This window comes from Polynucleobacter necessarius (assembly GCF_900095215.1).
GTDB classification, from domain to species: domain Bacteria; phylum Pseudomonadota; class Gammaproteobacteria; order Burkholderiales; family Burkholderiaceae; genus Polynucleobacter; species Polynucleobacter necessarius_H.
On the sequence record NZ_LT606949.1, the window covers coordinates 278,780 to 292,834 of the forward strand.

Below are 14,055 nucleotides of genomic sequence, written 5' to 3' on the forward strand. Positions count from 1 at the left end.
TCAATAGCCCCAGAGGGAGACAAATCCCCAATAAGCGGTATTGAAAACAATAAAAATGGAGACAGCAGAAAACATTGCAGACAACCAGCCTAATTGCTGGTTTATTGGTCAGCGCCATCCTATTTGCGGACGACACTTCAAAAGCCCCTTTACCCTTCAGCGCAACCCCAGGCCAAGGATTTAGCCAGGATGTACTCAAAAGAATTGATACCTTTTTTGCGGATCAAATTGCCGCAAATAATATGGCGGGTGCGGTGTTGGCGGTTTCTAAAAACGGCAAGCTCACTATATTTAAGCCATATGGGTATTTAGATAAAGCCAACAACAAACCTATGGCTACTGATGCTATTTTTAATTGGGCATCCATGACCAAGGTAATGGCTTCAGTAAGTGCTTTGACTTTTTATGAAGAAGGCAAGTTACCCTTAAATGCGCCGATTTCGAATTGGTTACCACAATTTAAAGAGATGAAAGTCGGCCAAATAGATGCGGACGGAAGACTCAATTTAGTGCCAGCAAAAAATCCGATCACCGTGCAAGATTTAATGCGGCATACCAATGGTTTAACTTACGGCGGTCGTGGTGCTACCCCAGTTCATAAAATGTATCCCGCAGGATCTGCGCCAGCCGCAGTGCAATACAGAGCGCAAGAATTTCTCGACAAGTTAGCAAGCAATCCAATCCATTGTTGTATGAGCCAGGTACAGCTTGGGACTACGGCTTTGGCCTGGATGTGCTTGGCATTATTGAAGAAAAAATTGCAGGCAAGCCTTTGGGTGCTGTGATGCAAGAGCGTATTTGGAATAAGGCCGGCATGCCAAATACCACTTTTGATCTTGCTGAAAAAGATCGCCCTCGTTTAGCGCCGTCACTTCCTGTAGACCCATTCACTGGTAAGCCGCAGAAAGTGGATATTCATACGCAGAAAGTGAAGTTTGATTGCGGTGGATCTTGTGCGTATTCAATGGCTGGTGACTATATTCGTTTTGGCCAGATGCTATTGAATGGCGGAAGTTTAGAAGGTAAGCGCGTACTTGGGCCACAGACGGTTGCATTCATGACATCCAATCACTTACATAAAGATATTAAAAAAATAATGTCAGCGGTACAGAGCCAGGGCGCGTTGGCTATGGATTTAGCTTGGGTGTTGCCGTACGTACAGATCGAGGGTTATCTGCAATCAATGGTAATGTTGGCGACTTTACTTGGACTCGCGCTTATGGAACGATCGTCTGGGCTGACCCTAAAGAGCAAATGGTTGTAGTCATGATGGGTGTGGCACCGGGGGAAATTCGGAGGGTGCATCGCGAGCAACTCAATGCAGTGATCTATGGAGCACTAGAGAAATAGCTGACTTCATTAGGCATCATATGAGTGAGGTTTTATCACTCTTTAAAATAAACGCAGTCACTAAGCATGACTGCGTTTTTTATTATTCAAGTTTTTTCAAATGGGATTGATATGATGCCAATTAGTCGTGGTGCTAATCATTTAAACCTTTATTTCCACGGTATTTAAAGAGGATATGGAAAATCTAGGAGCGCCACTTACGGCCACTCTTGCTGAATTTAGAGATCCCAATAAGTTAATTGCTCGTGCAGGCAATCGGGTTTTTGTAATTCTGAATCAGAACGAAGTTATCTGGTACTTTGTGCCCAAAGGCAGCGTAGACAATGTTGAATGAAGGGTTGCTTCCGAGAATCGAGTGATGACTAAGTATAAGTTAGAAAAAATAGACCATGTGATTGATTATCTGAGAGATACATCATTCTTGGGCATTAAAGCCCGTATTCCCGATAATGCCTATAGAGATTGGCTATAGATGCAAAGCCGAGCGTCACAGTCAATACAGAAAATAAGTAATCGATTGTGAGGTAGGTAAAGATGCCAAAATAGCTAAGAGCTGCCGCTCCTATGAATGCTGCTATTTATCCAAATGCAACAAGCTTAAAGTTTGGGACAAAAGCGCCTAGTGTGATGGCAATAAACACAAGGTATAGATCTGATACCAGTTGATCTGCCGTAATAAAAATGCTGTTACTGAGGTCTGGGTTGGTAAATTTACCCAACACTGCAATGATTAAGATGGCAGCTAAGATCGCAAAATTTAGCTGTGCTTTAACTAAAACGGCTTTGAATGGAGTGCTCATGCTTTTACCTCTGATTTATGAGGCACTGCCATTAAACACGAGACTCATGCCGATCCAAAAAAATGGCAAAGGCAACTAAAACAGTTAAATCACTCTTCTTGAGAAGATGCTCCAGGCTATCCATATAGGCTTCATTACCTCTGCCGAAATAATGATCAAAGTGCTTCCAGAAAAGGCGCACTACAACTAGTGGTAAGAGTATTGCAACGATACCCAGAATAACGGTCAATGTGCTGTCCATGTTAAAGCTCTCTTTGCTAACAATCTTGATAGATTGGCTGTAAAAGGCTAATGAATACCATTTTTTGTTTTTTGCTCGCTGTAGGGCTCACTTGTGGGTAGTTGATTGGCGTAATTCTGGCTCAAAGGGCGTTTATTGATACGGTAGAGGCTACTTTTCCAATTCCTTCATTCGAAAGCGCTTATATGGCCGAACTATCTAACGATCAAATCCAAGAACTCCGTGCAAAAGTATTGGGCGCTGCTGCAAAAGTTCCTGGTCTCTTAATTGGGCTTGGCATTTTATTTATCGTCTTGGGTATGGTTGGTATTGCAGGTCAAGCTTTATTTTCTTTTGTCACGGTGAATGTATTGGGTATCTTTTTATTTGCCGGCGGTTTACTGCAAGGCGCTCATGCTTTGAACTCCCATGGTTGGAAAAGTGTTGGCATGCAACTGATCTTGGCGGCGCTCTATATCGCCGCAGCCATGTTTACTTGGGCTTTCCCAATCCCCGCATTGGAAGTAATTACTTTGTGGTTGGCCGCAATCTTCTTTGTCACGGGCGCTTTGCGATTAATCGCCGCATTTCAGTATCGCCATTTCCGTGAATGGTTCTGGTTGGTGCTTTCATCAGCACTCTCGATCTTGATTGGCTACCCAGAATCCAGTCTTTGGCTTCCTGGTATGTTGATTGCAATTGAACTTTTATTGCAAGGCTGGTCCTTGTTATTTATGGGCTTGGCAGCACGCTCACTTATTAAATAGCTAACTAAGTAAGTAAATGAGTCTGCAACAGCAGAGTAAAGGGCTTGCATTATGGCAATGAAACAATAGACCTTTACAAGAATTTAGATTTGAAGACAGCGCAGGGAATGAAAAATGCCGCCAAGTCGCCAAAGCTGGGCGCGGCCGAGAAAGCACAATCGAACAAAGAACTAGAAAGCGCCAACCCCTTGCTAGCTTCTTTGATGGTCAAGGCTAAGTTTAAGTAAATATACATAAGTCTCGAAGCAAACAAATTCGTTTGTTCTGATTGATTTACTGAAGGTCTTCGCGGCCTTATTAATCATTCTCCATCATCTCTCGAGTTATGGACAAATCGCGGAAGATGCACGCCGCGTGCTGCCCGGTATAATGACTTGGTTATTTGAATATGGCCGTTATGCCGTACAAATCTTTTTGGTCATGGCGGGCTATTGGCTGCTCAGACTCTGAGTCGCTACGCCAATGCAAAATTTAATGTGCAGGGCTTGCTCAAGTTGATCCTCAATCGTTACCTGCGTTTGTGTGCGCCTTATGCTGCTGCCTTAATTTTTTACTATTGCATGCGCTTATATTGCCCGCCTCTGGATAAATGACGAATTTGTCGGTCAATCGGACACACTCTCACAATTTCTAGCACACCTCTTTTTTATCCAGAGCATTCTCGGTCTCGATTCGATTTCCGCAGGTGCTTGGTATGTGGCTATTGATTGGCAGCCGTATTCAATATTGGCAATCTTGTTTGCATCCTTTCCCAGCTATCGAGCGCTCATTTGGCTGATGAGCATTTTGGCTGTGAGCTCATTATTGTTTTTCAATCGCTTTGGCGAATATGAGGCGTATTTCATTTACTTCATTGGCTCTTATGGCTTGGGTGTTTTGGCTTACTTGGTTAGCCGCTTTCAGGACATCGGCGTCCAGCGTTTAGCTAAGGCGGCGCTTATCTTGATCGGCTTGATCATTGCTGCAGCAGCGTTTCAGCAAATTTGGTTAAGAAATTTTCTCGCTTGGTTTATCGCTCTTACCTTATTTTTTGTGGGGTGATATTCAATATCTCACAGGTCTTATGCAGAGCAGTCTCTTGAAGGGTATTGCCTGGGGAAGTCAGCGCTCTTACTGCGCTGTTCTGATTCACTTCGCTTTTATTTTGCTGGCCAATACGCTCTATATTGCCCTAGGGTGGCATTCGTATGAAAGCGGTGTATTGGCAGCGGGATTAATGCTGGGTGTAGTGGTAGCGAGTGTGATTGCCGCAAATTATGTTTATCGTTGGATTGAACTACCAGCTAATAAGCTAAAGCTTTAGCTTAAAGACCCATATCTTTCAGTACGCGAAAGATTTCTCGATAGGCCTTAGGTGGTTTATTTTGTTCTTTTTCTTTGCGCGCATTACGAATTAAAGTGCGCATATTCTGAATATCCATATCGGGATATTGCTCGATCATCTTGGTAAACGCCTCATCGTTCGCAATCAGTCTATCTCGATAGCTTTCTAAGAAGTGCAGCTTTGCCATTTCGGCTTTGCTGACACCCTGAATCGCATCTCAACGTTTTTGAATCGCATCTAATTCTTCTTCATCCAAAAAGCGCATGAGTTTGCCAAGAGATTGCTTATGGCGGCGAATCGCTTCAAAACTCTTAATGTTGTTTGTCTCTGCAATGGCGGCCTTAATCGCCTCATCAAGGGAGATAGTCTTTAAGGCGTCACTACTTAAGGCTGCCAATATCTCAACCAGCTTTTGGCGCTCTGTCATTTGGCGCTTTAGCTCAGACTTACTAGGCCCTTCATCGGCATCCACTACCTTATGGGTGCGATTCTTCTCATTAATATGCACAGGGTCATTTTAGACGGGTATTCAGGGTTTCTAGCTGAATTGCCTAATTTCTGTAAATTGGAGGATTTGGTAAATAATAGAGTTTAAAAATAGACGCAAAAAAGTAGAGACATGAGTAAAACAAGTCAAGCAAACACATACGACTACATCATTATTGGGGCGGGCAGTGCCGGCTGTATGTTGGCTAAGCGTTTAACCGAAGACCACAATAAGTCTTGTTGATCGAGGCTGGCAAGAAGGACAACTACCTCTGGATTCATATCCCAGTCGGCTATTTATATTGCATGGACAACCCGATGGCGGACTGGCGTTTTAAGACTGCTGCTGAAAAAGGGTTAAATGGTCGCTCATTGCTATATCCGCGTGGCCGTGTTTTCAGCGGCTGCTCATCTATAAACGGCATGATCTATATGCGTGGTCAGGCGGGTGACTATGAGTCTTGGGTGCAAGCAACTGGTGATGACTCTGGGTCTTGGGAAAATGCGCTTAAACGTTAAATGTCATTTGAGGATTACCACGGTGCTGCTAATCAATGGCACAGCAAAGGTGGTGAGTGGACTGTTTTCTAAGCAACGCTTACGTTGGCCCATCATGGATCGCTTTAAAGATGCTGCTGTAGAGGCGGGTATTCCTGCATCGGATGACTTTAATCGTGGCGATAACTTTGGTGTGGGTTACTTCGATGTGAGCCAACGTGCTGGTTGGCGCTTAAATACTTTTAAAGCTTTTTTAAAGGACGCCGCAAAACGTTCGAAACTCACTGTGCTCACAGAAGTGGTAGTGAACAAACTCAAAATTGATCCAGTGACTAAAAATTGTTACGGTGTTGAGTACATCAAGAATGGTCAAGCCCAAGAGGCGCTTTGTGCTACTGAGCGAGGCGGCGAAGTATTGTTAAGCGCTGGCGCGATCGGTAGCGGGCAAATATTGGAGCGCTCCGGTATTGGCGCCGCTGCACACCTCAATCAATTGGGTATTCCGGTGGTCGCCGATCTTCCAGGAGTTGGCGAGAACTTGCAAGACCATTTGCAATTGCGCATGGTTTATAAAGTCAGCGGCATTCAAACTTTAAATACCAAAGCCAATACCTTGCTTGGAAAACTTCTGATTGGTTTGGAATACGTTTTCAAGAGATCTGGTCCGATGTCGATGGCCCCATCGCAACTAGGCGCTTTTGCTTATAGCTCACCAGAGCAAAAGAGCGCTAACGTGGAGTATCACGTTCAACCACTCTCACTGTAAAAATTTGGCGAAGACTTGCATTCATTTAACGTATTTACTGCAAGTGTTTGCAATTTACGGCCTACTTCACGAGGTAGTATGCATATTCATTCCGTTGATCCAGAAGCGCCACCAGTCATTATCCCTAATTATTTATCGACTGATGAAGATCGCAAGGTGGCAGCGGAGTCTTTGCGTTTGACTCGTAAAATTGTTGAACAATCTGCATTGGCGCCTTATGCCCCTGACGAGTACAAGCCAGATGCAGTATCAATCCGATGCTGATTTAGTCAAGGCAGCAGGTGATATTGCCACTACCATCTTTCATCCAGTAGGTACCTGCAAGATGGGACGAGCTGATGATCCGATGGCCGTGCTTGATTCTGAGTTGTGCGTGAGGGGCATTCATCATTTGCGTGTAGTTGATGGTTCAGCAATGCCAACCGTTACCTCGGGCAATACCGCTGCTCCGACGATGATGATTGCAGAGCGTGTGGCGGAATTACTCACACGTGAATAAGATCCCACAAAAAAGTTATTCGTTACCGGCAAGCCATTTATTGTTGGCATTGGCGATTGTGGCAGTGTGGGGTACAAACTTTGTGGTGATTAAGTTATCACTGAGCGCTTTTCCACCATTTTTATTCGCAGCGCTTCGCTATACCTTTGCATTTTTGCCGTTGGCGCTATTTATCCATGCCCAAAGTATCTTGGGTCAATTTATGTATTTATGGAGTCGCAGTGGGAGTTGGGCAGTTCGGCGTTTTATACTTTGCAATCGATGGGCGCATCTCTCCGGGCATTGCCTCGTTGGTTACTCAGACGCAAGTGTTTTTTACGATCGGTTTCGCGATGTTCTTTGCTAAAGAGCGTTTGCGTAGATATCAAATGCTCGCAGTGATGGTTGCCATGACTGGCTTTGGAATTATTGCGCTGCACACTGATGCTAGTACCACCTTCCTTGGTTTAGCTTTAGTGGTGTTTACTGGATTTTGTTGGGGTGTGGCTAATACCGTTAGTCGTCGGGCTGGTTCAATCAACATGCTGTCCTATGTTGTTTTGGCTAGCGCTTTTGCGATTCCACCTTTATTTGCCATATCTTTAATCTTTGAGGGTGGCTGGGGGCACATGAGTGCTTCATTAACCTCTGCGCCAGTAGGGGATTTGGCTGGAGTGCTTTGGCAATCTTTGGCAAATAGCCTCTTTGGTTATGCTGCCTTGGACTGGTTACTTTCCAAGCATCCAGCGGCTGTTGTGGCGCCTGCGCCATTGTTGGTGCCTATCTTTGGAGTGGGGGCAGCCGCCTATTTCTTAGCCGAGCCTTTACCTGTATGGAAGATCTTGGCAGCAGGTTTGGTGATTGCTGGATTGGTGATTAACCTCTTTTGGCCCAATATCGAGCGCAGCCTCAAACGCCGTTTTTCCTAGGCTCTTATGACTAATGTAAAACCCTAATGCAACCCCCTTTTTTGTCTTTGTATTAACAGTAAGATGCCTGTTCGTTTGTGTTTTGCCTATAAAAAGTATTGATTCATTAGCAATTTTTAGGCATGGAGACTTTATGAACATTCGTCATCACATTTTTGCAGTAGCAGCTACTGCAATGCTTGCAACCGGGGCTTACGCTGCCGATATCAAACTTGGTGTTTCAGGGTCATTGACCGGCGGCTCCGCCTCTATGGGTGTGAGTATGCGTGATGGTGTGCACCTTGCCGCAAAAGAGATTAATGCTGCTGGCGGTATCAACGGCAACAAAATCGTTTTGGTTGAGCGCGATGATGAAGCAAAAAATGAGCGTGGCGTGCAAATTGCACAAGAGTTGATCAATAACGAAAAAGTGGTTGCAACTCTCGGTTACATCAATACTGGCGTTGCATTGGCTTCACAGCGTTTCTATCAAGATGCGAAGATTCCAGTGATGAATAACGTTGCTACTGGTTCAGTATTGACTAAGCAATTCCCTAACGCACCAGAAAACTACGTTTTCCGTAATGCTGCGCCTGACAATATCCAAGCTCCATTGATTGCTAAAGAAGCGGTTGAGAAGCGTGGTTTGACGAAGGTGGCGATTTTGGCTGACTCTACAAACTACGGTCAGTTGGGTCGTGAAGACTTGGAAAAGGTTTTGAAGGGTTATGGCGTAACACCAGTAGCAGTTGAGAAATTCAACATTGGTGATGTTGATATGACTTCACAGTTGCTCAAAGCAAAAAATGCTGGTGCTGATGTGATTTTGACTTACGCAATTGGACCGGAGTTGGCGCAAATTGCTAATGGTATGGCGAAGTTGGGTTGGAAAAAGCCAATGATTGGTAGTTGGACATTGTCTATGGCTAGCTTCATTGATACGGCTGGTAAGAATGGCAACGGCGCAACAATGCCACAAACATACATTCAAACCCCATCTACAACAGCTAAGCGTAAGGCTTTCCAAGAAGCTTATGTGAAAGAGTTAAAACCAAAGAACAACAACATTGCATCTCCAGTTTCTGCAGCGCAATGATATGACTCTGTTGACCTCTTAGCAGCCGCTATCAAGCAAGCTAATAGCACAGAAGGACCAAAGATTGTTGCGGCATTGCAAGATCTAAAGGCTCCAGTTGATGGTGTTGTGATTACTTACAACAAGCCATTCTCTGCAACTGATCACGACGCAATCAAGATGAAAGACGTAGTGATGGGTGTAGTTGAAAACGGTCGTGTTGAGTTCTTGAATGCTGAGGACGCAACTCCTAAGAAGAAGTAATTCAACATCAGTAAGCAGGCAAATTCAATCATTATCTTGCACTGCAACATTTGATAAAACCAAGCGCCGCCAAAAAAGCGGCGTTTGCTTGCAATGTCGGATTCGTTAATAAAATAGTTTTAAGTATCTTTTAGGCCAACAATAATGGACATGCTTGCACAAATCCTCGCGAGCGGTATCGCGGTGGGGATGATCTATGCGGTAATCGCTTTGGGTTTCCAGTTCACTTTTGCCACATCAGGCGTCTTGAACTTCGGTCAGGGCGAAGCATTGATGTTGGGCGCTCTGGTCGGTCTCACCTGCGTGGATACCTTTGGTATGAACTATTGGGCGATGATTCCAATTGTTTGTATTTTTGGAATGATCCAAGGTAGTTTTGTAGAGCTCATTGGCGTAAGACCTGCGATCAAGATCAAATCTGAGTTTGGCTGGATTATGTCCACGATTGCACTCGGCATTATTTTCAAAAACGTTGCTGAAAATATCTGGGGCCGTGACGCATTGCCATTCCCGGCGCCATTGCCAATGGAGCCAATGAATTTCTTTGGCGCAACTATTCTGCCAATGGAAATCTTAGTGGTGGTTGGCGCGCTGGTAATGATGTTGTTGGTGGAGTTCTTTAACCGCAAAACCATTTACGGCAAAGCGGTTTTGGCAACTGCCAATGACCGTGATGTTGCCGGCCTTATGGGCATCAACACAAGCATGCTAATTACTTTCTCTTATGCCTTGTCATCTTTGACAGCAGCATTTGCTGGCGTATTGATTGCGCCGCTAACGTTGACTGGCGCAACCATGGGTGGCTCCTTAGGGCTGCAGGCGTTCGCGGTGGCGATTATTGGTGGCTTGTCTAGCGGTATTGGAATTATTGTGCGCGGCTTAATTTTGGGGATTGTGGAAACAGCAACAGGCTTCTACTTCTCCACTGGCTATAAGGCTGTTCCAGGTTTGAGTTTGCTGTTGCTCGTATTGGCATACAAGCCATCTGGTCTCTTTGGTAAATCTGCAATTAAGAAAGTTTGATGATGAAGAAGGCTTTCATTTAATTGCAATTGCAGCGGTCTTTTGTTTGCCGCTGTTTATTCATAACCATTACTACATTCACTTAGTTGAAACGATTCTGATCTACACCATTTTGTTATTTGGTTTGGATATTGTGGTTGGTTATGTTGGACAAGTGTCTTTAGGACATGCAGCCTTATTTGGAATTGGTTCTTACAGTGCTGGCGTGTTGTATTTCCATTTTGGCTGGCCAATTTGGAGCAATATTCCAGCTTCTATTATTGTGACGGCTATTTTCGGCGGTATTTTGGCTTTGCCAGCGCTAAAGGTGATCTGACCTTATTTGGCGATGGTAACTTTGGCGTTCGGCACAATTGCGCAGATCCTCATTAATGAAATGACCTGGTTGACTGAAGGTCCGCTTGGTATCAAGATGCCAAAGCCAGAATTAATGGGCGTACCAATGACCAAAGCGCAGTACTTCTGGTTGGTCTTGTTGGTCTTGATTGTTTCGATGATCGTTGTGGCTCGTTTCGTTAAATCACAAATCGGTCGTGCCTTTGAAGCCTTGCGTGATAGCCCGATTGCTTGTGACTGTATGGGCGTTTCTGTATATCGCTTTAAAGTGATCGCTTTCGTGATCAGTGCTGGTTTTGCTGGTTTAGCTGGTTGCTTGTACGCTTATTCAGAGCAATACATTTCGCCAAATACCTATAACAATGAATTGGCCGTTCTCTTCTTGCTTGGCATCATTATGGGCGGGCGTAAGTCACGCTTAGGCGCGGTTATTGGTGCGGCGATTATTGCGATCATTGTGGTGGCTGGTGCCGCAATGGCTTTGTCCAAGAAAGTAACCACTCCACGTCGTGTAGCAGCTCCCATCTCTGGTGTAGTGGGCTTGGCAGGATTCTCATTCTGGCTCAACAGCATCTCTGATTGGCGCTTGAGTATTTTCGGCTTCATGATTTTGCTTGTGGTGTACTACTTGCAAAACGGCCTTGTTGGTTTTGCTAAGAGCTTCTATCAATCTATCGTTGGCAAAGCTAAAACCACCCGTGGTGGCGATTCTGAGGCGGTGGATGATTCTGTTAGCTTCATTAGTGCTGTCGCCAACCAAAATACTGGTGCGGAACTTCTGCAGGTGGATTCTGTGTTGATGCAGTTCGGTAGCCTCAAGGCTTTGAGCAATGTGGATTTGAGCATCAAGCGCGGCACTATTCATGGTTTGATCGGTCAGAACGGATCCGGTAAGAGCACCATGATGAACGTATTGACTGGTATTTATGTGCCTACGGCAGGTAACGCTCTGTACGCTGGAGAAAGCGTTGTTGGTAAGACTTCATCTGACATTGCATTGTCAGGTATTGCGCGTACTTTTCAAAACGTTCAGCTCTTTGGTGAGATGACCGCTATCCAAAACATTTTGGTTGGTTTGCATCACACCTTCAAGTCAAATATGGTGGAAGTCGCATTGCATCTACCGCGTTATAAGAAAGAAGAAGCTGACGCGCATGCTCGCGCAATGGCATTTCTCAAATTCGTGGGCTTGGATGACTTGGCCGATGAAGAGGCGCGCAACTTGCCCGATGGTAAGCAGCGTTTACTTGAGATCGCTCGTGCTTTGGCATTGGATCCTGAGTTGCTCTTATTAGATGAGCCAGCAGCAGGCTTAACAGCGCCTGATATTAAAGAACTCTTGCGCATTATTCGCAAGATCCGCGATAGCGGTATTGCCTGCATCCTGATTGAGCATCACATGGATGTGGTGATGTCAGTTTGCGATACCGTTTCTGTATTGGACTTCGGTCAGAAGATTGCAGAAGGTAAATCAGCTGCAGTTCAGGCAGACGAGAAGGTGATTCATGCCTACTTGGGTACTTAATCACTAGAACAATTGAATCGGCAAATACCATGTTATCTATTAAGAATCTTGAAGCAGTCTACGGCAAAGTCAAAGTCCTCCACGGCATCAATATCGATGTCCCTAAAGGACAAGTGATTACGTTGATTGGCTCTAATGACGCCGACAAAACAACCACCATGCGCGCTATTACTGGCATGATTAAGCCAACGGCTGGTGAAGTGACTTTAGGCGGCGAAAAAATTGACGGTTACGACTCTCATAAAACTGCTCGCCTAGGTTTGGCGCCTAGCCCTGAAGGTCGTCGTGTATTCGCGTCAATGTCGGTGACTGACAATTTATTGTTGGGCGCATTTCCACGGTTTACTGGCAGTCGTCCAAAAGGCGATATTAAGAACGATCTCGAGCAATCCCTCGAACTGTTCCCACGTCTTAAAGAGCGTTGCAAGCAATTGGCTGGAACACTATCGGGTGGTGAGCAACAGATGTTGGCGATGGCTCCCGCTGTGATGTTAAATCCAGAAATTATTCTCTTGGATGAGCCATCGATTGGCTTTGCGCCAATGTTGGTTGAAGAAGTATTTAAGATCATCTCAAATCTGAAATCCCAGGGTGTGACCATGTTGTTAGTTGAGCAGTTTGCTGCTGCAGCCTTTAACGTAGCTGATTATGGTTACGTACTTGAGAACGGCAAAATCGCTACTCATGGACCAGCTGCAAAACTGAAAGATGATCCTGCTGTGAAAGCCGCTTACTTGGGTTGCGCTGGTGGTCACTAAGTAGTTGCTTTATCAGTAAACAATAAAAAAGCCCTTAGCAATAATGGCTTTTTCTTCTTAGCTAGATAAAAGCTTTACAGCCTCCCGAATAAGCAAGGCGCGATATCCCATATAAATCGCCACGCCGGTAAATACAAATAGAAAAAGCTTGGGAATCAACTCTCCTTGAATCACCAATTCACTATTGAGTAAGCCAAGGGCTACAGCAAAGAAAAATAGGGCGCCAAGTCCGAGCATGATCCAGTTCTCATTACTGGCGACTCCTTGGGTTTGATTTTTGTAAGCAAGAACCTGAAAGGCATTATTTTTTGGATAGCCCGATACGGTAATTTGGTCGCCTTCAGCAATGGTCATTGGCGATGAAAATTTTGTTTCTATTGCTTTATCACCTTTTAGGGATGTAAAAATGTTTGTAATAAATCGACGAATGATCATGAGCGGGCTTTTCAGGATTAACGTACTCCAGCATCTCGTTGTTGAGGTTACTGACTGTGCCAGTGATCGCACTGATAGGGCTTGATAGGAATTGACTTGGTTTAGTGACTGACATGAGCAGGGTTCCTAATAGCCCAAAGAAAAGTAGAAAGAGAATAGAGGCGACAGGTCTTTTCATAAGCTGACAAAGCCTTTAACAGAGAGGCTAATCGCAACGCTAAACGCTAATATCGAAAAGATTTGCTGCAATCTGGGGCCGCTTAATTTCTTGCCAAACGATCTGCCAAGCAGAATACCTAGTAATGCACCCAGGGAAAAAGGCGCAGCAATGACGATATTGAGATTGCCGGAGGCGGCCGAGAAAAGAGTGCCTCCACCAGCAACAATGGCAAGCACTCCGAGGGACGTGGCCACAATGGATTGCACGGGTAGATCGGAATATCGCTTGAGTGCGGGAACAATGACCAAGCCGCCGCCTACCCCTAGGAGGCCAGACAAGAAGCCGGCTAAACCACCTGAGAGCATTAAGGCTCTAGCGCAAGGTACATTCCAGGCAAGCTTGCCTTTTGTTGGGTTGAGTAAGCAGGGTGGCGGTTTACGTGGCGCCGGCGTAATGCCATCAATATTTCTACTTGCTTGCAAGAACATCCGTATAGAAACATAAAACAGGAGAAGACTAAAAACGATCAGCAACGGGGCATTGGGGGTGTATTGAGATATCCAAAGGCCTGCGGGTGAAAGTAGCAGGCCAAATAGCGCCATAAATACAGCGGCCTTATAGCGAAGGATTTTATTTTTCAATCCCAATAAGACGCCAACTCCCGCCGCTAGCGTAATGGCCGATAAAGAAATTGGTGCTGCTTCAGCAACGCTGAGTCCTAAGGCAAAAACGAGTAATGGGACAGAGAGAATTCCGCCGCCAGCTCCGGTGAGCCCCATGAGTAGGCCCACAAAAATACCTAAGGAAGGGCTGATGAATGCTAAATAGTCCATTGCACTTAATTTTATAGTGCGAATGACTTGCTTGCCTTATTCCTTGAAT

At 45.1% G+C, this 14,055-nt stretch carries 13 protein-coding genes and 5 pseudogenes; 13 read left to right on the plus strand and 5 right to left on the minus strand.

All coding sequences use genetic code 11. The features are described from left to right. Positions 1–74: 74 nt before the first annotated feature. The 3 genes from DXE35_RS10870 (at position 75) to DXE35_RS09175 (ending at position 1,684) form a co-directional block, all read left to right on the plus strand. On the plus strand, positions 75–785 hold the full coding sequence (locus DXE35_RS10870; RefSeq protein ID WP_114689336.1) for a serine hydrolase domain-containing protein: 711 nt from the start codon (positions 75–77) through the stop codon (positions 783–785). Next, a complete protein-coding gene (locus tag DXE35_RS10875) occupies positions 734–1,264 on the plus strand; it encodes a serine hydrolase domain-containing protein (protein WP_269459845.1) in 531 nt (176 codons plus the stop codon). The genes DXE35_RS10870 and DXE35_RS10875 overlap by 52 nt, the downstream gene beginning before the upstream one ends. Positions 1,265–1,525: 261 nt before the next feature. Beyond that, positions 1,526–1,684, plus strand: coding sequence for a hypothetical protein (locus DXE35_RS09175; RefSeq protein WP_162784929.1), 159 nt, complete (start codon positions 1,526–1,528; stop codon positions 1,682–1,684). Positions 1,685–1,928: 244 nt separating this feature from the next. On the opposite strand, the gene DXE35_RS09445 is transcribed toward DXE35_RS09175, so the two are convergent. Both DXE35_RS09445 and DXE35_RS01595 read right to left on the minus strand, forming a co-directional pair. Beyond that, complete coding sequence (locus DXE35_RS09445; protein WP_197713924.1) at positions 1,929–2,150, minus strand: hypothetical protein; 222 nt, start codon at positions 2,148–2,150, stop codon at positions 1,929–1,931. A 31-nt stretch (positions 2,151–2,181) separates the two neighbouring features. Beyond that, entirely contained in the window at positions 2,182–2,391 is a 210-nt protein-coding gene (locus DXE35_RS01595) for a hypothetical protein (protein WP_114689338.1), read from the minus strand. 101 nt (positions 2,392–2,492) lie between these two features. Between DXE35_RS01595 and DXE35_RS01600 the strand changes: the two genes are divergently transcribed. The 3 genes from DXE35_RS01600 (at position 2,493) to DXE35_RS09455 (ending at position 4,440) form a co-directional block, all read left to right on the plus strand. Then, entirely contained in the window at positions 2,493–3,137 is a 645-nt protein-coding gene (locus DXE35_RS01600; RefSeq protein ID WP_231969915.1) for an HdeD family acid-resistance protein, read from the plus strand. 777 nt (positions 3,138–3,914) lie between these two features. Further along, complete coding sequence (locus tag DXE35_RS09450) at positions 3,915–4,178, plus strand: hypothetical protein (protein WP_197713925.1); 264 nt, start codon at positions 3,915–3,917, stop codon at positions 4,176–4,178. Between the two features lie 22 nt (positions 4,179–4,200). Beyond that, on the plus strand, positions 4,201–4,440 hold the full coding sequence (locus tag DXE35_RS09455) for a hypothetical protein (RefSeq protein ID WP_197713926.1): 240 nt from the start codon (positions 4,201–4,203) through the stop codon (positions 4,438–4,440). A gap of 1 nt (position 4,441) precedes the next feature. On the opposite strand, the pseudogene yjgA reads toward DXE35_RS09455, so the two are convergent. Then, positions 4,442–4,969, minus strand: a pseudogene (gene yjgA, locus DXE35_RS10005) (ribosome biogenesis factor YjgA). A 111-nt stretch (positions 4,970–5,080) separates the two neighbouring features. On the opposite strand from yjgA, the pseudogene DXE35_RS11135 reads away from it, so the two are divergent. The 7 genes and pseudogenes from DXE35_RS11135 to DXE35_RS01640 all read left to right on the plus strand — a co-directional run bounded on the left by DXE35_RS11135 (position 5,081) and on the right by DXE35_RS01640 (position 12,578). After that, positions 5,081–6,710: pseudogene (locus DXE35_RS11135) on the plus strand (GMC family oxidoreductase). 85 nt (positions 6,711–6,795) lie between these two features. Continuing rightward, a pseudogene (locus tag DXE35_RS10015) lies at positions 6,796–7,060 on the plus strand (EamA family transporter); the annotation flags it as partial. Positions 7,061–7,099: 39 nt separating this feature from the next. Then, on the plus strand, positions 7,100–7,618 hold the full coding sequence (locus DXE35_RS10020) for an EamA family transporter (RefSeq protein ID WP_231970129.1): 519 nt from the start codon (positions 7,100–7,102) through the stop codon (positions 7,616–7,618). A 133-nt stretch (positions 7,619–7,751) separates the two neighbouring features. Further along, positions 7,752–8,936 (plus strand): annotated as a pseudogene (locus DXE35_RS01625) (ABC transporter substrate-binding protein). A 144-nt stretch (positions 8,937–9,080) separates the two neighbouring features. Beyond that, a complete protein-coding gene (locus DXE35_RS01630) occupies positions 9,081–9,959 on the plus strand; it encodes a branched-chain amino acid ABC transporter permease (protein WP_114689339.1) in 879 nt (292 codons plus the stop codon). Positions 9,960–9,981: 22 nt separating this feature from the next. Further along, positions 9,982–11,820 (plus strand): annotated as a pseudogene (locus DXE35_RS01635) (branched-chain amino acid ABC transporter ATP-binding protein/permease). 29 nt (positions 11,821–11,849) lie between these two features. Continuing rightward, positions 11,850–12,578, plus strand: coding sequence for an ABC transporter ATP-binding protein (locus DXE35_RS01640; protein ID WP_114689340.1), 729 nt, complete (start codon positions 11,850–11,852; stop codon positions 12,576–12,578). 57 nt (positions 12,579–12,635) lie between these two features. Here DXE35_RS01640 and DXE35_RS01645 read toward each other — a convergent pair whose 3' ends face one another. After that, on the minus strand, positions 12,636–13,013 hold the full coding sequence (locus DXE35_RS01645; protein WP_231969916.1) for a hypothetical protein: 378 nt from the start codon (positions 13,011–13,013) through the stop codon (positions 12,636–12,638). Between the two features lie 174 nt (positions 13,014–13,187). After that, positions 13,188–14,006 (minus strand): sulfite exporter TauE/SafE family protein, encoded by an 819-nt coding sequence (locus DXE35_RS01650; protein WP_114689341.1) that lies wholly within the window; start codon positions 14,004–14,006, stop codon positions 13,188–13,190. Positions 14,007–14,055 lie beyond the last annotated feature (49 nt).